Raw genomic sequence first — 18,970 nt, forward strand, 5'->3', positions numbered from 1 at the left:
AGTCAGGTCCCGACGGGCTCCCCGGCGATGACCTTCAGGCTCGCCTCCAGGCTGCGCTGGCCGACCGTCACGTCCCGGTGGGCCGGCGCCTGCACGAGGGTGCGCCGCGGACGCACGTACCGCATCCAGGTCAGGGCCGCGGCGGCGAGGTAGCAGGCCAGGAAGCTCCAGAACGCCGGGGTCTCGGTGCCGCTGCTGACGTACGACTGCCGCAGAGCCAGGTCGATCCCGACACCGCCCAGGCCACCGAACGCGCCGGCGAACCCGATCAACGACCCCGACATGGTCCGCGCCCACTGGCGTCGTTCCGTCTCGGTGAGCGGCAGCGACTGGCTGCGTTGTTCGAAGATCGACGGGATCAGCTTGAACACCGCGCCCTTGCCCATGCCGCAGAAGATGAACAGCGCGATGAAGCCGGTTACGTAGCCGATCATCGTGATGTCGGTCGTCTGGTCGCCGGGACCGCGGGTGAGGTCGTCGTGGGTGCTGACCGCAACCAGCAGCCCGGCGCCCAGGATCATGCCGGCCACGACGGACAGGGTGACCCGGCCGCCGCCGTAGCGGTCACCGAGCCGGCCGCCGAGTATGCGCGCCGCCGACCCCAGCAGCGGCCCGATGAAGGCGATCTCGGCGGCGTGCAGCGCCGCCTGCGCGTGGGTCTGCCCGCCCGCCAGCAGGTTGAGCTGGATGACCTGCCCGAACGCGAAGGCGAAGCCGATGAACGAGCCGGAGGCGCACATATAGATGAAGGCGATGCCCCAGGCGTCGGGCACCTTGAGGACCGACCGCACGTGGCTCACCTCGATGACGTGGGTCAGGTTGTCCATGAACAGCGATGCGCCCAGGCCGGCGATCGCCAGCAGGGCCAGGTAGATCGCGCACACCCAGTACGGCGAGGCGTTGCCGGCGGTGGCCAGCACCACGAGCCCGACTGCCTGGATGCCGGCGACACCCAGGTTGCCCAGGCCGCCGGTGAGACCCAGCGCCAGGCCCTTGCGCCGCTGAGGGTAGAAGGCCTCGACGTTGGCCAGCGAGGCCGAGTAGTTGCCGCCGCCCAGGCCGGTCAGCGCCGCGCACACCAGATACGGCCACAGCGGCAGGCCGGGATTGGACAGCAGCGCGAGGGCCCCCAGGGTGGGGATGATGAGCACCAGCGACGAGAAGATCGCCCAGTTCCGGCCCCCGAACCTGGCGGTGGCCATCACGTAGGGGATGCGCACGCACGCGCCGACCAACGTCGCGGTCGCGCCCAGCAGCAGCTTGTCGCCCGCCGTGAAGCCGTAGACGGACTGCGGCATGAACAGGACCATCACCGACCACAGGGTCCAGATCGCGAACCCGACATGCATGTTCACGATCGACCAGATCAGGTTCCGCCGGGCGATGACCTTGTTGCCGGTCTCCCAACCGATGACGTCTTCGGGGTCCCAGTGCGAGATGTGGCGCGCGCGTCCCATGAAATCATTGCCTTTCACGCCGAGTGTTCGAGGAGTCGTCGTCGAACCGCCCGCAGCGACAGTGGGTCAGGCGATACTACGTCGGCCGAATCACGTTTCGGACTCGGTGAACAGCGGAAAGAGCCGCTGTGCTTGCCCCTCTACGGATTCCGTGGTCTTCACGTTTTCGTAGTCTTCGTTGGCGTACGCCTTCGTACGCCGCATCAACGAGCCGATCGCGTTGCTGCGCCGCCGGCCTCGTAGCCGCCGACACTGATCCTCAGGATGCCAGGCCTTCCCCGCTCGTGGTGTCACCCGCCGCTAGGAGTGTGCTGAGCGAAACCTGTGAAGATGCGGCGTCCGGCGCGTGCGGGAGCGCGCTACTGGTGCGGGATCTTGCCGAGCGCTTTGAGTTTGCCGTCCGGGCCGATCCGGAACTGCACCGTGCCGTTGCCGGAGGGACAGCAGGGCTCGTCGTTGCCGACCCGCCACTGATACCGAACGGTGACGGTGTCATCCGCCGGCGGCAGCACGGTGATGTAGGGCTTGGGGTCGGGGGTGGGTGCGCCCAGCGGGGTGTTGTGGTCGAAGAAGAGCAACTGCTGGGGAGTCGACTCGCTGGCGATGGTCGGGATGAGCTGCACCCAGTACAGCCGGCAGTTCCGGGTGTGCCCACGCGCGATTTCGACCCAGGTGGTGCCCGGGACGGCGATCGGCACCGAGGCGGTGGCCCGCCGGACCGTGCCGTCCGAGGGGCCATCGGAATCTTTGCACGTGACAGGCGCTCTGGGTGGCGCGCCCGCCGGCTTCGAGCCGCACGCCGAAGCCGCCAGGATCAGCAGGATCGCGACCAGCTGACGCATCCGGCTAGCTTAGCGAAGGCTGTGAATGTCCCACAGGTTTGGTCGAAAGGCCGACTTTGCCGGGGTCGCCGCCGGCGCCGCCGGTAGTGTCGTGCCAGGTTCGCCGGTCGACGTTGACCCACGGTGAGCTGCGCTGATCACGGATTTCCGCACGGATCACCAACTCTCCCTAGCCGTTGCGATGAAGCCGTAAAGCGGTGGAAACGTCGGATGACCGATGCCGAAACATCCTTGTCGCACGATCGACTTCTGCCTGCGTAGTAAGGGAGGGACTCACCCGTGGCGAGGGAGCTCGATGGAGCCCGTTAAGGACCCCGTGGATCCCGGCGCGGCTTCGGCGAACACAGCTCTGGTGAACACCATGTGCGGCTACTGCGGTGTCGGTTGCGGCATGGTGTTACAGGTCACAACGGATGCGCGATACGACCGGCGTCACGTCGTGAAGTCGATTGGCAACAAACAACATCCGGCCAACTTCGGCCGGTTGTGCACCAAGGGCACGACCACCGCGGACCTGCTCGCCGCGCCGGGCCGGATGGAAACGGCGCACGTGCGCACCGATCGCGGCGCGCCCGTCGAACCGATCGACATCGACGACGCAATCGCCCGATGCGCGAAGCGGTTACGCGAGATCATCGACCTACACGGCCCGGACGCCTTCGCCCTCTACGTGTCGGGACAGATGTCCCTCGAGGCGCAGTACCTGGCCAACAAACTGGCCAAGGGCTTCATCGGCACCAACCAGATCGAGTCGAACTCGCGGCTGTGCATGGCCAGCGCGAGTTCCGGCTACAAGCTGTCCCTCGGCGCGGACGGCCCGCCGGGCTCGTACGAGGATTTCGACCGGGCCGACGTCTTCTTCGTCATCGGCGCCAACATGGCCGACTGCCACCCGATCCTGTTCCTGCGCATGATGGATCGCGTCAAGGCCGGCGCCAAACTGATCGTCGTCGACCCGCGCCGCACCGCGACCGCGGACAAGGCCGACCTGTACCTGCAGATCAACCCCGGCACCGACCTGGCGCTGCTCAACGGCCTGCTGCAGCTGATCGTCGAGAACGGCCACACCGACGCCGAATTCATCGCCGAATTCACCGAGGGCTGGGACGCGATGCCCGGCTTCCTGCAGCGGTACGCCCCCGACACCGTGAGCGAGATCACCGGCCTGGCCGTCGAGGACATCCGCACCGCCGCCCGCTGGATCGGCGAATCGGCGAACTGGATGAGCTGCTGGACAATGGGTCTCAACCAGAGCACCCACGGCACCTGGAACACCAACGCAATCTGCAACCTGCACCTGGCGACCGGCGCGATCTGCCGGCCGGGCAGCGGCCCCTTCTCGCTGACCGGTCAGCCCAACGCGATGGGCGGGCGCGAAATGGGTTACCTGGGTCCGGGTCTGCCGGGCCAGCGTTCGGTGGGCTCGGCCGAGGATCGCGCCTTCGTCGAGGACCGCTGGGGCATCCCCCGCGGGACGCTGCGCGCCGAGGCCGGCACCGGCACCGTCGACCTGTTCTCGCGCATGGCCGAAGGCCGGATCAAGGCGTGCTGGATCATCTGCACCAACCCGACCGCCTCGGTGGCGAACCGGAAGACCGTGCTGGAGGGCCTGGAACAGGCGGAGCTGGTCATCGGCCAGGACGCCTTCCTGGACACCGAGACCAACGAGTACGCCGACGTGTTGCTGCCGGCCGCCCTGTGGACGGAATCCGAAGGGGTGATGGTCAACTCCGAGCGCAACCTGACGCTGTTCCAGCCGGCCGTCGAGGCGCCGGGGCAGGCGCTGCCGGACTGGCAGATCATCGCCCGGATCGCCTGTGCGATGGGGTATTCGGACGCCTTCGGTTACCAATCCGCCGGGGAGGTGTTCGAAGAGATCAAGCAATTCTGGAATCCCGCAACGGGATACGACCTGCGTGGGGCCGGCTACGAGCGGCTGCGGCAGGGGCCGCTGCAGTGGCCGTACCCGCCCGGGTCCGCCGGCGGCCGCAGCCCGATCCGCTACGTCAACGACGGCGTCAGCCAGACGCGGCTGGTCCGCGAGGACGGGACCGTGCCCCGGCTCGCCTTCCCCACCCCGAGCGGACGCGCGGTGTTCTTCGCCCGCCCCCATCTGCCGCCCGAGGAAATGCCCGACGACGACTTCCCGTTCGTCCTCAACACCGGGCGGCTGCCGCACCAGTGGCACACCATGACCAAAACCGGCAAGGTCGCCAAACTCAACCGGCTCAACCCCGGGCCGTTCGTCGAGATCCATCCCGACGACGCCGCCCGGCTCGGCATCGCCGCGGACGACCCGATCGAAATCGCCTCGCGCCGTGGGCGTGCCGTGCTGCCGGCCGTCATCACCGAGCGCGTGCGCCCGGGCAACTGCTTTGCGCCGATCCACTGGAACGACGCGTTCGGCGAGTACCTGTCGATCAACGCCGTCACCAACGACGCCGTCGACCCCGTCTCGCACCAACCCGAGTTCAAGGCCTGCGCGGTGTCGTTGACCAGGGTTGCCGCCGCCCATGCGGACCCGGCCGCCGGCGCGCCACCCGCCCGGACGCGGGAACCCGGCGAGGCGCGACTCGAGCTGTTGGCCGAACTGCTCGGCGTGCCAACCCAACCCGTACCGGAGTTCGACGAGTCCGCCCGCTCCTACCTGGCGGGAATGCTGGTCGGCCTGCGCTCGGAGGCCGCCCAGCGCGCACCCGGGGTGCCCACCGTGCCCGTCAGCGCGCCGTTGGACCCGACCGCCCGGCTCTGGGTGGACGGTTTGCTCGCGGGCCTGTTCTCGCGCACCGAGGAACCCCGGCCACGCGCGCAACTGGCCGCCGGGGAACCGGTCACCACGCCGTCCGGTTACGCCCCGGTCGTGGTGTTGTGGGCCTCCCAGACCGGCAACGCGGAGGAACTCGCCGCCGACGCCGCCGCGCGGTTGCGCGGCGCGGGCCTGCCGGTCGCGTTGCACGGCATGGACGAGTTCCCGGTGGCCGGGCTGCCGGGCACCCGGGAACTGCTGCTGATCACCAGCACCACCGGCGACGGCGATCCACCCGACAACGGCGCCGCCTTCTGGCGGGCGCTGACGGCCGACGGTGCACCGACGCTCACCGGGACCCGCTTCGCCGTCCTCGCGCTGGGTGACTCCAACTACGACGACTTCTGTGGCCACGGGCGCAAACTCGACGAGCGGCTCACCGAGCTGGGGGCGACCCGGTTGGCCGACCGGGTCGACTGCGAGCCCGACTACGACGACGCGGCGGCCGGGTGGCTCAGCGGGGTCATCGCCGCCCTGGGCGCTGCGGCGGCACCGGCGGGCCGGGACGGCCCGGACGGCGCAGCGTCCACGCCGGCGACCCGCCCGGTCACCCGGCCCGCCGCGCCCGCCTACAGCAAGAAGCATCCACTGATCACCGGCATGGCCCGCAACATCACCCTGAGCCGGCCGCGGTCGGAAAAAGACGTGCGCCAGCTGGTTTTTCATCTACCTGAGATGTCGCTCAGCTACGAGGCCGGCGATGCGCTCGGGGTGTGGCCGCGCAACAGCGCCCGGCTGGTCGACGAATGGCTCTCACTCACCGGGCTGGACGACCAGGCCCCCGTCGAAATCGCCGGACACGGCGTGATGTCGCTGCGGTCGGCGCTCACCGAGCGATTGGAGATCGCCCACATCAGTCCCGACCTGCTGCGCTTCGTGCAGCAGCGCACCCGCGACAGCGGGCTCGTCGAGTTGTTGGAGCCGGAAAACAAACGCGCACTGAGCGACTGGGCGTGGGGACGGCAGTCGGTCGACCTGCTCGCCCAGTTCACCGTCACCGCCTCGGTCGAGGACTGGCTGGCCGTGCTCAAACCCCTTCAGCCGCGCCTGTATTCGATCTCGTCGAGCCCCAAGGAAAGTCCGCAAGAGGTCCACCTGACGGTCTCGCCCGTGCGGTACAACTTCCAGGGGGTGCCGCGCCACGGCGTGTGCTCGACCTACCTGGCCGACCGCGCGCCGGGCGACCAGATCGCACTGTATGTGCGGCCGTCCAGCAATTTCCGGCCTCCGACCGATCCGCACACACCGATGATCATGATCGGCCCGGGCACCGGGATCGCCCCCTTCCGCGGCTTTCTGCAGGAGCGTCGGGCGCTCGGCCACACCGGACCCAACTGGCTGTTCTTCGGTGAACGCCACGCCGCCACCGACTTCTACTACCGCGACGAGATCGAGGCGATGCGTGCCGACGGCTTCCTCACCGAGCTGGATCTGGCGTTCTCCCGCGACCAGCGCGAGAAGGTCTACGTGCAGCATCTGATGCGGCGCCGCGGCGCCCAGCTGTGGCGCTGGCTGCAGGACGGCGCACAGGTGTACGTCTGCGGGAACGCCGATCCGATGGCCAAGGACGTCGACCGCGCGTTGTGCGACATCGCGGCCGAGCACGGAAAGCTCGACCACGACGCAGCCCAGGGATACGTGCGCTCGCTCAGCGCCGACAAGCGCTACCACCGCGACGTCTACTGACACCTCGCACGCCACCCAGATACGCGTAATGCGACGGAAACGTCGCGCACCCGCCACTGAAACATCTCCGTCGCACCATGCTCTTGTCAGGTTGCGCGGGTCAGAGGAGTGGCAAAAACGTGGCTCGGGACTGTGCCGGGTCCGAACGGACCCCCGAATACGTCTGCCCGCCGCAGTGCCGGCTGCGGCTGGGCGCCGCACGGGACACGACCCGCGAACAGGTCGACTGGGCGGGACTGCCCGTCAACCTGGACTTCGTGTTCTCTCAGAACCAGCGTGACAGGGTCTACGTGCAGCACCTGCTGCGCCCGCGGGACCCCCGGCTCGCGCGCCGCTTCGGCGACAGCCCCCGGCTGTGCGCGCGCGGCAACGACTGCCCCCTCGCCCGAGAAGACGCGCTCGCGCGAACCCCGCCTGCGGGCGGCCGCTGAACACCACCGGCCGCCCTGCCCGGAATCGACCGGCGCTCTATCCGGTTGAGACCCGTAGGCGGTGGTAGAGCTTCGGGACGAGGCAGAGGCGCGGATGAGCCGGACCGGCGAACAGCAAAGATGTCCTATAGTGGGGCTATGCAACAGGCCATACAGCCGCGCCTTGCCCTTACGCGCCGCCCCGCCGTGGACTGTTGTTGTCGTTGTTGTTGATTTCCTGACGCCTTTCGACGCTGAACTGTTGTTTGCGTCCGGCGCCGGATACGGGCGGTACCGCGGGTACGCCGGGGCGGCACCAGGACGCGCGTCACTCTCCAGGAAGACCAACCACCGATGACCGCATTTCACCGATCTCACCGAGGGCTTGGCCGACGTGTCCCGCACACCTTCGAGGAGGACACATGAGGATCGCCGAGGACATCACGCAACTGGTGGGCCACACACCGCTGGTCCGGCTGCGCCGGGTCAGCGAGGGCGCCGTCGCCGACGTCGTCGCCAAGCTGGAGTTCTTCAATCCCGCGAACAGCGTCAAGGACCGCATCGGCGTGGCAATGATCGACGCGGCCGAGCAGGCGGGGCTGATCAAACCCGACACGATCATCCTCGAACCGACGAGCGGCAACACCGGCATCGCGCTGGCGATGGTGTGCGCCGCGCGGGGCTACCGCTGCGTGCTGACGATGCCCGAGACGATGAGCGTCGAGCGACGCATGCTGCTGCGCGCCTACGGCGCCGAACTCGTGCTGACGCCCGGCGCCGACGGCATGGCCGGCGCCATCGCCAAGGCCGAGGAGCTCGCCAAGACCGACCAGCGGTATTTCGTGCCGCAGCAGTTCGAGAACCCCGCCAACCCGGCCGTCCACCGCGCCACCACCGGCGAGGAGGTGTGGCGTGACACCGAGGGCAAGGTCGACATCTTCGTGGCCGGGGTGGGCACCGGCGGCACCATCACCGGCGTGGCCCAGGTCGTCAAGGAGCGCAAGCCGTCGGCGCAGATCATCGCGGTGGAACCGGCCGCGTCGCCGGTGCTCTCCGGCGGCCAGAAGGGGCCGCACCCGATCCAGGGCATCGGCGCCGGCTTCGTCCCGCCGGTGCTGGACATGGACCTGATCGACGAAGTCGTCACCGTCGGCGACGAAGACTCGCTCACCATGGCGCGGCGCCTGGCCCGCGAAGAGGGGCTGCTCGCCGGCATCTCCTCGGGCGCGGCCGTAATGGCCGCCGTGCAGGTGGCCCGCCGGCCCGAGAACACCGGCAAACTCGTCGTCGTAGTGCTCCCGAGCTTCGGCGAACGGTATCTGAGCACACCGTTGTTCGCCGACGTGGCGGACTAGCCATGCTCGCTGCCCTACGGACAGACATCCGCGCCGCCCGCGAGCGGGACCCGGCGGCCCCGACCGCGCTCGAGGTGATCTTCGCCTACCCGGGCGTGCACGCCATCTGGGGCCACCGGATCAGCCACTGGCTGTGGCGGCGCGGCGCGCGGGTGACCGCGCGGGTGTTGGCCGAGCTGACCCGCATCCTGACCGGCGTCGACATCCACCCCGGTGCCCACCTGGGCTCCGGGCTGTTCATCGACCACGCGACCGGCGTGGTGATCGGGGAGACGGCCGAGGTGGGCGACGACGTCACGATGTACCACGGCGTCACCCTCGGCGGCAGCGGCGCCGACACCGGCAAACGCCACCCCACCATCGGCGACCGCGTGACCATCGGCGCCGGGGCCAAGATCCTCGGCGCGATCAAGATCGGCGACGACAGCCGCATCGGCGCCAACGCCGTGGTGGTCAAAGCCGTTCCGTCCAGTTCGGTGGTCGTCGGGGTGCCCGGTCAGGTGATCAGTCGCCAGAGCCGGGGCAGCCCGGACGACTCGATGATGCCCGACCTCGTCGGCGTCAGCCTGCAATCCCTGCTCACCCGGGTCGCCAAGCTGGAGGCGTTGAGCGACGGGCAGCAGAGCGGGCGCGTCATCCGGCCGCCCGAGGCCGGGGTCTGGCACGGCGAGGACTTCTCCATCTAGCCAAATTGACCTTGTGGTCGCCCGTTCCGGGGTGAAAATGGTGTGGTGGTCGCCTTGCGACGCCGTCGCTCTATGGTCCTTGCAGGCCGTCGTCTAGCCGGGTGCTGGGATCGCGTTGTGGGCCCTTCATTGTTGCCGCTTGTTCGAGCACGAGGATTAGATTCTGTTGTTGGCCTTGCGATTCCACGGGCGACCACACCCTTAGATATAGATCGGTGTGGAGACGGGAGGTCAGTGGCGGTGTTGCAGGAGTCCCATGATGACGAACAGATCATCGCCAGGGTCGCGGCCCTGGATATCGGCAAGGCCGAACTGGTGTGCTGTGTGCGTGTTCCTGCGCCCGACAGCGCGCGCAAACGGTTGCAGGAGGTGTCGACGCAGTCGACGATGACCGGCTCGCTGATCGAGTTGGCCAACCGACTGGTCGAGTTACGGGTCGAGCGGGTGGTGATGGAAGCCACCTCGGATTACTGGAAACCGGTGTTCTACCTGCTGGAAGCCCACGGGCTGGATCCGTGGCTGGTCAACGCCCGCGATGTCAAACATCTCCCGGGCCGACCCAAGACCGATGTGCTGGATGCGGTGTGGTTGTGCAAGGTGGCCGAACGCCAGATGCTGCGGCCCAGCTTTGTGCCACCCCCACCGATCCGGCGGTTGCGGGATCTGACCCGCTACCGCATCGACCTGGTCGGGGTGCGCACCGCGGAGAAGAACCGGGTCGAAAAGCTGCTCGAGGACGCCTGCATCAAGCTCTCGGTGGTGGCCTCCGATATTTTCGGGGTGTCCGGGCGCGCGATGATGGCGGCGTTGATCTCCGGCGAACGCGACCCCAAGGTACTCGCGCAGATGGCGCGGTCTCGGATGCGGACCAAGATCGGCCGGCTCGAGGACGCGTTCAACGGCCACTTCGACGCCCATCACGGGTTCCTGCTGGCGCGGATGTTGGACCGCATCGACGGTATCGACGCCGACATCGCCGCCCTCGACGAACAAATCGAGGCCTATCTGGCCCCTTTCGCCGCGGCGGCGACACGCCTGGATGAAATCCCCGGCATCGGGCCCATCGCCGCCGCGATCATCCTCGCCGAAATCGGCACCGACATGTCGCGCTTCCCCACCGCCGGGCACCTGTGTTCATGGGCGAAGTTCTCACCGGGGATCAACTCCTCGGCAGGCAAAACCAAGGGCAACGGCTCGACCGGGCACGGTAATCGCTACCTGGCGCGGGTCCTGGGCGAGGCCGCCGTGGTGGCCGGGCGCACCGACACCTTCCTGGGCGAACGCTACCGGCGCATCGCCCGCCGACGAGGCAAGAAACGCGCCATCGTCGCCGTCGGCCGCTCCATCCTCGTCATCGTCTGGCACCTCCTGGCCGACCAGGACACCCACTTCACCGATCTCGGCGCCGATCACTTCACCAAACACACAAACCCAGAGGTCAAAAAACGCAACCACATCCGCCAACTCGAAGCACTCGGCTACACCGTCACCCTCACCCCCGCAGCCTGACCACACCCGTATCGAGTCAGCTCACCGCCATTTTCGGATTAGATCGACCGCGGGCGACCAACCCCGATCGGCGTTACCGTGGCTGTCATGAGCGATCCCTGTACGCCGCGCGTCCCGGTGGCGCTGTCCGCGCCGAGCCTGAACCGCGGGGTCGGCTTCACCCACGAGCAGCGGCGGCAGTTGGGGCTGACCGGCCGGCTGCCGTCGGCGGTGCTCACGCTCGACCAGCAAGCCGACCGCGTGTGGCAGCAAGTGCAAAGCCTGGCAACGGATTTGGGCCGCAATCTGCTGCTCGAGCAGCTGCACTACCGCCACGAGGTGCTGTACTTCAAGGTGCTCGAAGACCACCTGCCCGAGCTGATGCCGGTGGTCTACACCCCCACCGTCGGCGAGGCGATCCAGCGCTTCTCCGACGAATACCGGGGGCAGCGGGGACTTTTCCTGAGCATCGACGAGCCGGACGAGATCGAGGAGGCGTTCGCGACCTTCGGCCTGGGACCCGACGACGTCGACCTGATCGTGTGCACCGACGCCGAAGCGATCCTGGGCATCGGCGACTGGGGGGTGGGCGGCATCCAGATCGCCGTGGGCAAGCTGGCGCTGTACACCGCCGGCGCCGGCATCGATCCGCGCCGCTGCCTGGCGGTGTCGCTGGACGTCGGCACCGACAACGAACAGTTGCTGCAGGACCCGTTCTATCTGGGCAACCGGCATCCGCGCCGCCGCGGCGACGAGTACGACGGTTTCGTCAAGCGCTACATCGAGACCGCGCACCGGCTGTTCCCGAACGCCATCCTGCATTTCGAGGACTTCGGGCCGTTGAACGCGCGCAGCATCCTGCAGACCTACGGCGACAAGTACTGCGTGTTCAACGACGACGTCCAGGGCACCGGCGCGGTCGTCGTGGCGGCCGTGTACGGGGGGTGCCACGTCACCGGGGCCCCGATGCGCGAGCAGAAGACCATCGTCTTCGGGGCCGGGACGGCCGGGATCGGGGTCGCCGCCCAGATCCGCGACGCGCTCGTCGCCGACGGCGCCACGGTCGAGGAGGCCAGGTCGCAGATCTGGGCGATCGACAAGCAGGGCCTGCTGTTCGACGACATGGACGACCTGCGGGAATTCCAGCGGCCCTACGCCAAGAACCGCCGCGAGCTGGGCGTGGCCGCCACCCGGCGGGTGGGCCTGGTCGATGCGATCAAGCTCGCGTCCCCCACCCTGCTGCTGGGCTGCTCGGCGGTGTCGGGGGCGTTCACCCGCGAGGTCGTCGAGGCCATGACGGCGTCATGTGAGCACCCGATGATCTTCCCGCTGTCCAACCCCACCTCACGCATGGAGGCCATGCCCGGCGACGTGCTCGAGTGGTCGAAGGGCCGCGCCATGCTGACCACCGGCACCCCGGTCTCGCCCGTGGAATACGACGGCACGGCCTACACCATCGGGCAGGCCAACAACGTGCTGGTGTTCCCGGGGATCGGGCTGGGCATCATCGTCGCCGGGGCGAGGCTGGTCACGCCGAAAATGCTGCAGGCCGCGGCGGAAGCCGTTGTGCACCAGGCGAGCCCCGCGAATCCGGGCGATCCGCTGCTGCCCGACGTCAAGAACCTGCGTGCCGTCTCCACCGCGGTTGCCGAGGCCGTCTACCGCGCGGCCGTCGACGACGGGGTGGCCCGCAAGACACATGACGACATCCGGCAGGCCATCCTCGACACCATCTGGACGCCCGCCTACGACTGAGCAAGGCCGTGGCGTTGCTCCCCCGGGTGGACTCGAACCACCAACCCTTCGGTTAACAGCCGAATGCTCTGCCAATTGAGCTACAGGGGACTGACCGCGGGACGACTCTAGCGTACCGGCATACCCGCACCCAACTAGAGGGACCGACCGGCGGGTGTGCGGCGGAGGCGATCGGCCGCGCGGGCACCCCGCCGGGTGAGGCAGGATGGAGACGTCCGTACGTCGTCGGGAGGAACGCTTTGATCGGGTATGCCGTGGTACTCGGCGTGGGTTACGTGCTGGGCACGAAGGCCGGGCGCCGTCGCTACGAACAGATCACCGGCACGTATCGCGCGCTGACCGGCAGTCCCGTGGTCAGGTCGGTGATCGAGGGCGGACGGCGCAAGGTGGCCAACCGCATCTCACCCGACACGGGGTTCGTGACGCTGGCCGAGATCGACGCCGAGACCGCCGTCGTAGAGCGGCCGGATGACCAGGCCCTCACTCCGTCGGATCGTCGCCGCTAGCCTGTTCCAGCAGGCTGCGCCGGTAGGCCTCCAGGGCGACCAGGTCGCCGAACAGGGCGTGGTACTCGTCGCCCTGCTCGGTGGGTGACATGCGCTGCAGCCGGGATTTCACGTCGGCGATCTGCCTGCCCATCCAGACCGCCTGCAGGCGGGCCAGCACCCCGGCGATGTAGCGCGGCAGCTTCTCCTCGTCGACCTGGACGGCCTCCACACCCAGCTCGCTGATCAGCCCCGCGGTCAGGGCCGACGTGGTCTTCTGACGCACCATGTCGATCCATTCCGCCCCGGTGACGCCGGTCGAGGTGCCGCCGGCCGCCTCGATGGCCGCGCGGACCGCCGTGTAACCCGGGTGGGTGAAGCTCTCGACGGTCAGGGTGTCGAACACCGGGCCCGCCAGCGCCGGGTACTGCAGCGCGGACTTGAGCGCCTCGCGCTGGGGCCACAGGCTGGGCTCGCGCGGGTCGGGGCGGGCGGCTCCCGCTTCCCGGGGCTCGACCGGGCCCGCGCTCGCGGAGAGCTGACCGCGCCCCCGCGCCACGGCCTTGGGCGCCTTGGCCTCCCTGCGCACCCGGTCGATCACCTGCGCGACGTCGTCCCAGCCGACCCAGCCGGCGAGCTGGCGGGCGTACTCGTCGCGCAGCGTGGGGTCCTTGATCTGAGCCACCATCGGCACGCAGCGCCGCAGCGCGGCGACCCTGCCCTCGGCGCTGTCGAGGTCCGTCTCGGCGAGCGCGGTGCGGATCGCGAACTCGAACAGCGGGGTGCGCCGGGCCACCAGGTCGCGCAGGGCGCCATCCCCGGACTGCAACCGCAGGTCGCAGGGGTCCATGCCGTTGGGTGCCACCGCGACGAACGACTGCCCGGCCAGGTTCTGCTCGCCGTCGAAGGCCTTGAGGGCGGCGGCCCGGCCGGCCGCGTCGCCGTCGAACACGTAGATCAGCTCGCCCCGGAAGAAGCTGTCGTCCATCATCAGCCGGCGCAGCATGCCCAGGTGCTCGTCACCGAACGCGGTGCCGCACGACGCCACGGCGGTGGTCACCCCCGACAGGTGCATCGCCATGACGTCGGTGTAGCCCTCGACGACGACCGCCTGGTGCCCCTTGGCGATGTCGCGCTTGGCCAGGTCGATGCCGAACAACGCCGAGGACTTCTTGTACAGCAGCGTCTCGGGGGTGTTGATGTACTTGGCCTCCATCGGGTCGTCGTCGAAGATCCGCCGGGCGCCGAACCCGATCACCTCGCCGGCCGAGGTGCGGATGGGCCACAGCAGCCGCCGGTGGAACCGGTCCATCGGCCCGCGCCGCCCCTGCCGGGACAGGCCTGCGGCCTCCAACTCCTTGAAGTCGAAACCCTTGCGCTGCAAGTGTTTTGTCAGCGAGTCCCAGCCGGAGGGGGCGAACCCGCAGCCGAAACGGCGGGCCGCCTCGGCGTCGAAGTTGCGTTCCGTCAGGTAGCGGCGCGCCGGCGCCGCCTCGTCGGACTCCAGCGCCGCCGCGTAGAACTCCGCCGCGGCCGCGTTGGCCCCGACGAGCCTGCTGCGGGTGCCGCGGTCGCGCTGCACGCTGGTGGCCGCGCCGGTGTAGGTGATCGTGTACCCGACGCGGTCGGCGAGAAGTTCGACGGCCTCCACGAAGCTGACGTGCTCGATCTTCTGCACGAACGCGTACACGTCGCCGCCTTCGCCGCAGCCGAAGCAGTGGAAGTGGCCGTGGTTGGGCCGAACGTGAAACGACGGCGACTTCTCGTTGTGGAAGGGGCACAGTCCTTTCAGCGAGTCGGCACCGGCGTTGCGCAGCTGGACGTAGTCGCCGACGACCTCCTCGATGCGGACCCGCTCGCGGATGGCGGCGATATCGCGGTCGGGAATCCGGCCCCGCCCCGTGGGGCGGCCCGCATTCGTCGAACCCGCCGGACTGGGCATTCGGCTAGTTTAAGGCCCGGTCCGCGGCGCCGAGACGGACAACTAGCCCGTGCCGATCACACCGCATGCGACGCGCTGCATCCCCTGGTCGCTGTTTTCGGCGCCGTGCAGCATCAGCGCGGTCTTGTCGCCCGCCAAAAGGTCGTCGCGGGTGAACGTGTCGGTCGTGGTCACCAGGTAGGCCGAGCCGTCCCGGCGCACCTCGAGCGCCGTCAGGTCGCCGCTGGCGGGCTTGCCGGTGTGCCCGGGCGCCTGGTAGTGCCCGCCGGCGGACAGGAAGTTGCCGGGCGGCCCGCCGTCGGGGGCCACCGAGTCGGGTTCGCACTTGCCGATCTGGTGCACGTGCATGCCGTGGAAACCGGGCGCGAGGATGCCCGGCGAGGTCGTCTTGACCGTGACGGTGACATACGCCCCGGTGCCGCCGGCACCCCCGGTGAAATCGAACGTCGCCGTGGCCACCGACCGGCCGTCGGGTGTCTTCAGTTGCGCCGTCAGCGATCCGGCGCTCGCTGCCGGGCTGGTCGACGCCGGCGGGGCGCTCTTGACGGGAGGGACGGTGCCCGGCTGCGAACTCGGATTCTGACCCGGGCTGCAGGCGCTGAGGACCACGACGGGAATCGACACTAAGAGAGGGGCGATGCCGCCGAGTTTCATCATGATGGGCAGCCTAGCCCGCGGCGGCGACGCCGCCGCCGGCCGCTAAGAACGGACCTGACCGGCATCGATGCGCTCCAGCCGTCCCTCGGTGTAGGAGGCGATCTGGTCGATGACGACGCGGAAACGGGCGCGGTCGTCGGCGGCGGCGGTGAACGCGGCGGCGAACATCGGATCGAGGGTGCGCGGCGCCCCGGAATGCAACCAGTGCGCCACCCGCTGGATGCGTTCGCGCTGCCGCGCCTGGGCCTCCAGGTGCCGCGGGTCGGACATGATGAACTGCAGCGCCAGGATCTTCAGCAGGGCGACCTCGGCGCGCACCACGTCGGGCACCTGCAGGTCGGCCTGGTAGCGCACCAGCGGCCCCGGTCCCGCGGCCGCCCGCGTGGTCGCGATCGCGGCCGACGCGAACCGGCCCACCAGCTCACTGGTCAACCGTTTGAGGGCGACCGCGGCCGAAAGCGTGGCGTCGTACTTGCCGACCGCGGCGACGACCGGAAGCCCCGACAGCCTGCGGGCGGCGGCCATGAAATCGTCGGCGCTCACCCGCGAGAATTCGCTCTCGCCCAGTTTCGCCAGCGCGGCGGCCTCCTCATCGTCGGCGAGCACACGCAGGTCGATGCGCTGGGACACGACGCCGTCCTCGACGTCGTGCACGGAATAGGCGACGTCGTCGGCCCAGTCCATGACTTGGGCTTCCAGGCACACACGGTCCGCCGGCGCGCGGGCGCGCACCCAGTCCGCCGGCTCGCGGTCCTCGTCGTAGAAGCCGTACTTGCGCCGCCCCGTGGCCCGCGCCCACGGATACTTCGTCACCGCATCCAACGCCGCCCGGGTCAGATTCAGCCCCGCGCTATCACCTTGGGCATCAAGCACTTTGGGCTCCAGCCTGGTGAGGATCCGGAAATTCTGGGCGTTGCCCTCGAAACCGCCGTAGGCGGCGGCCAGCCCGTCGAGCGCGCGCTCGCCGTTGTGGCCGTAGGGCGGGTGGCCGATGTCGTGGGCGAGGCCGGCCAATTCGACCAGCTCGAGGTCGCAGCCCAGGCCGACGGCCATCCCCCGCCCGATCTGCGCCACTTCCAGGGAGTGCGTCAGCCGGGTGCGCGGGGTGTCGCCCTCACGAGGCCCGACGACCTGCGTCTTGTCGGCCAGTCGGCGCAGCGCGGCGCTGTGCAGCACGCGCGCCCGGTCCCGGGCGAAGTCGGTGCGGTGCTGACCTTCCGTCCCGGGCAGACCCGCAGTCTTCGGCGCTTCGGGCACCCGCCGCTGACGGTCGAAGTCGTCGTAGGGGTCGTGCTGATTCGTGATCACCGAGGCACAGTCTGCCAGGCAACACCCGGGCGGGCCCGCCTTTGCCCGGGCACTCGTGCTCGGGCCCGGGCTACATTGACGTATGCGCTCCGTTCGCGTGCTCGGCGCGATCCTGACGATCCTCGGCGCCGGGTTACTGCTGGCACCCCCTGCCACCGCGCAACCACCGCAACGCCTGGCGGGCTACGTCACCGACGAAGCGGGAGCGCTGTCGGCGTCCGGTCGCGCCGCGGTGACGTCGGCCGTCGACAAGCTCTACTCCGCTCGCCGTGTCCGGCTGTGGGTGGTCTACGTCGACGACTTCTCCGGGCAGGGCGCGTCGGACTGGGGGCGGCGCACCTACCGCCTCAGCGACCTGGGCGACCACGACGCCCTGCTGGCCGTGGCGACCAACAGCCGCGCCTACGCCTTCCTGGTGCCCTCCACCATCAAGAGCGTCGACGCGAAGCAGGTCGACGCCCTGCGGCGCGACAAGATCGAACCAGCGTTGCACGGCAACGACTGGAGCGGCGCCGCCGTCGCGGCGGCCGACGGGCTCGACGCGAAGTCGACGTCGTCGGGACCGGTGGTCCTGCTGGTGGGGCTGGCCGTCATCGGCGGCGCCGTGACGATCCTGCTGATCGTCACGCGGGTCCGCCGCCGGCGCCGCCGCACCGCGGAGTTGGCCGCGGCCCGGCGGGTGGATCCCACCGACGCCGACGCGCTGGCCGCGGTCCCGCTCGAGGCCCTCGACGACCTGTCCCGCTCGATGGTGGTCGACGTCGACAACGCGCTGCGAACCAGCTCCAACGAACTCGCCCTGGCGATCGAGGAATTCGGCGCCGAGCGGACCAAACCCTTCACCCGGGCGGTGGACAATGCCAAAACGGCGCTGTCTCAGGCGTTCACCGTGCGCCAACAGCTCGACGACGCCACGCCGGAGACACCGGAGCAGCGCCGCGAGCTGCTCACCCGGGTCATCGTGGCGGCGGCGCGCGCCGACCGCGAACTCGGATCGCAAAGCGAAGAATTCGAGAAGCTGCGCGACCTGGTGATCAACGCGCCCGCGCGGCTGGACGGGCTGACGCAGCGCTACGTCGAACTCACCGCCCGCGTTGCTCCGGCCGAACGGCGGCTGGCCGAGCTGCACAACGAATTCGACCCCGCGGCACTGACTTCGGTGTCCGGCAACGTCGGGGCGGCCAAGGAGCGGCTGGCGTTCGCCGACCGCAACATCGGCGCGGCCCGCGAATCGGCCGCCCGGGCGCTCACCGGGCAGCAGACCGCTCTGGTGGACGCGGTCCGTGCCGCCGAGTCGGCGCTCGGGCAGGCCCGCGCGCTGCTCGACGCGGTGGACGGCGCCGAAAACGACATCCGGCACGCGATCGAGGAACTGCCGTCGGCTATCGCCGACATCCAGGCGAGCATCCAGCGCGCCGGCGAGCAGCTGCAGAAGACCCAGAGCGCGAGATCGCCCCACACCGGCGCCCTGGTGGCCGCACGTGACGCGGCCACCGAGGCCCTCGACAACGCCCGCGGCGCCGGCTCGGCGGACCCGCTGGGCGCCTTCGCCCGGCTGTCCAAGGCCGACGCCGACCTCAACGCACTCGTGGACACCGTGGCCGAAGAGCAGGCCAACGCCCAACGGCTCGCCCGCTCGCTCGAGCAGGCGATGTTCACCGCGGAGTCGCGGGTGCGGGCGGTGTCGGAGTACGTGGACACCCGCCGGGGCAGCGTCGGGCCCGAGGCCCGCACCCGGCTGGCCGAAGCCAAGCGGCACCTGCAGGCAGCGCGCGACGAGGGCACGGCCGACCCGTCCGGGGCGATCGCGCACGCCAATGCGGCGTCGGCGCTGGCCGCCAACGCGCAGGCCCTGGCCAACGCCGACCTGCAGTCGGCTCAGCACGCCTACACCGGTCGCGGCGGCAGCGACATGGGCGCCATGCTGGGCGGGATCATCATCGGGGACCTGCTCAGCGGAGGCATGCGGGGCGGCTTCGGCGGCTGGAGCCCCACGTCGTTCGGCGGCGCGCCGGGCTCGACCTGGGGCTCTGGGGGCGGCTCTTCCGACGGCGACTTCATGGGCGGTGGCGGCCGGTTCTAGGTCGTCGTGG

Annotated in this window: 12 protein-coding genes, 1 tRNA gene and 3 pseudogenes; 10 read left to right on the forward strand and 6 right to left on the reverse strand. The window is 69.6% G+C overall.

Annotated elements, in window-relative coordinates:
• Positions 1–2: 2 nt before the first annotated feature.
• Together ACJ512_RS20210 and ACJ512_RS20215 are read right to left on the reverse strand one after the other, a co-directional pair.
• Positions 3–1,457, reverse strand: a complete 1,455-nt coding sequence (locus ACJ512_RS20210; protein ID WP_407689026.1) for an MFS transporter — start codon at positions 1,455–1,457, stop codon at positions 3–5.
• 359 nt (positions 1,458–1,816) lie between these two features.
• Complete coding sequence (locus ACJ512_RS20215) at positions 1,817–2,299, reverse strand: LppP/LprE family lipoprotein (RefSeq protein WP_407689022.1); 483 nt, start codon at positions 2,297–2,299, stop codon at positions 1,817–1,819.
• Positions 2,300–2,690: 391 nt separating this feature from the next.
• On the opposite strand from ACJ512_RS20215, the pseudogene ACJ512_RS20220 reads away from it, so the two are divergent.
• The 8 genes and pseudogenes from ACJ512_RS20220 to ACJ512_RS20255 form a co-directional block, all read left to right on the forward strand.
• A pseudogene (locus tag ACJ512_RS20220) lies at positions 2,691–2,753 on the forward strand (hypothetical protein); the annotation flags it as partial.
• A gap of 81 nt (positions 2,754–2,834) precedes the next feature.
• Positions 2,835–4,055, forward strand: a pseudogene (locus ACJ512_RS20225) (molybdopterin-dependent oxidoreductase); the annotation flags it as partial.
• Between the two features lie 453 nt (positions 4,056–4,508).
• Positions 4,509–6,791 (forward strand): annotated as a pseudogene (locus tag ACJ512_RS20230) (flavodoxin domain-containing protein); the annotation flags it as partial.
• Between the two features lie 119 nt (positions 6,792–6,910).
• A complete protein-coding gene (locus ACJ512_RS20235) occupies positions 6,911–7,222 on the forward strand; it encodes a hypothetical protein (protein ID WP_407689021.1) in 312 nt (103 codons plus the stop codon).
• 401 nt (positions 7,223–7,623) lie between these two features.
• Positions 7,624–8,556 carry a cysteine synthase A gene (cysK, locus tag ACJ512_RS20240; RefSeq protein WP_407689020.1) on the forward strand — a complete coding sequence of 311 codons (933 nt, stop codon included), beginning with the start codon at positions 7,624–7,626 and terminating at the stop codon, positions 8,554–8,556.
• A gap of 2 nt (positions 8,557–8,558) precedes the next feature.
• A complete protein-coding gene (cysE, locus tag ACJ512_RS20245) occupies positions 8,559–9,242 on the forward strand; it encodes a serine O-acetyltransferase (protein ID WP_461479827.1) in 684 nt (227 codons plus the stop codon).
• A gap of 240 nt (positions 9,243–9,482) precedes the next feature.
• Positions 9,483–10,751 (forward strand): IS110 family RNA-guided transposase, encoded by a 1,269-nt coding sequence (locus tag ACJ512_RS20250; RefSeq protein ID WP_461480087.1) that lies wholly within the window; start codon positions 9,483–9,485, stop codon positions 10,749–10,751.
• A gap of 87 nt (positions 10,752–10,838) precedes the next feature.
• Positions 10,839–12,485 (forward strand): NAD-dependent malic enzyme, encoded by a 1,647-nt coding sequence (locus ACJ512_RS20255; protein WP_407689396.1) that lies wholly within the window; start codon positions 10,839–10,841, stop codon positions 12,483–12,485.
• Positions 12,486–12,502: 17 nt separating this feature from the next.
• Here the strand turns inward: ACJ512_RS20255 and ACJ512_RS20260 are convergent.
• A tRNA-Asn gene (locus tag ACJ512_RS20260) sits at positions 12,503–12,575 on the reverse strand.
• 149 nt (positions 12,576–12,724) lie between these two features.
• Here ACJ512_RS20260 and ACJ512_RS20265 point away from each other — a divergent pair.
• On the forward strand, positions 12,725–12,991 hold the full coding sequence (locus tag ACJ512_RS20265) for a hypothetical protein (RefSeq protein WP_407689395.1): 267 nt from the start codon (positions 12,725–12,727) through the stop codon (positions 12,989–12,991).
• On the opposite strand, the gene dnaG is transcribed toward ACJ512_RS20265, so the two are convergent.
• From dnaG to ACJ512_RS20280, 3 genes are read right to left on the reverse strand one after another with little or no spacing between them, the layout of a single operon-like run.
• Complete coding sequence (gene dnaG / locus ACJ512_RS20270; RefSeq protein ID WP_407689394.1) at positions 12,966–14,912, reverse strand: DNA primase; 1,947 nt, start codon at positions 14,910–14,912, stop codon at positions 12,966–12,968. The genes ACJ512_RS20265 and dnaG overlap by 26 nt on opposite strands.
• Before the next feature lie 42 nt (positions 14,913–14,954).
• Complete coding sequence (gene sodC / locus ACJ512_RS20275; RefSeq protein ID WP_407689393.1) at positions 14,955–15,569, reverse strand: superoxide dismutase[Cu-Zn]; 615 nt, start codon at positions 15,567–15,569, stop codon at positions 14,955–14,957.
• Positions 15,570–15,611: 42 nt separating this feature from the next.
• A complete protein-coding gene (locus ACJ512_RS20280; RefSeq protein WP_407689392.1) occupies positions 15,612–16,877 on the reverse strand; it encodes a deoxyguanosinetriphosphate triphosphohydrolase in 1,266 nt (421 codons plus the stop codon).
• An 82-nt stretch (positions 16,878–16,959) separates the two neighbouring features.
• On the opposite strand from ACJ512_RS20280, the gene ACJ512_RS20285 reads away from it, so the two are divergent.
• Positions 16,960–18,960, forward strand: coding sequence for a TPM domain-containing protein (locus tag ACJ512_RS20285; RefSeq protein ID WP_407689391.1), 2,001 nt, complete (start codon positions 16,960–16,962; stop codon positions 18,958–18,960).
• The last annotated feature ends 10 nt before the right edge of the window (positions 18,961–18,970 follow it).

The organism is Mycobacterium cajalii (assembly GCF_045809005.2).
GTDB lineage: Bacteria > Actinomycetota > Actinomycetes > Mycobacteriales > Mycobacteriaceae > Mycobacterium.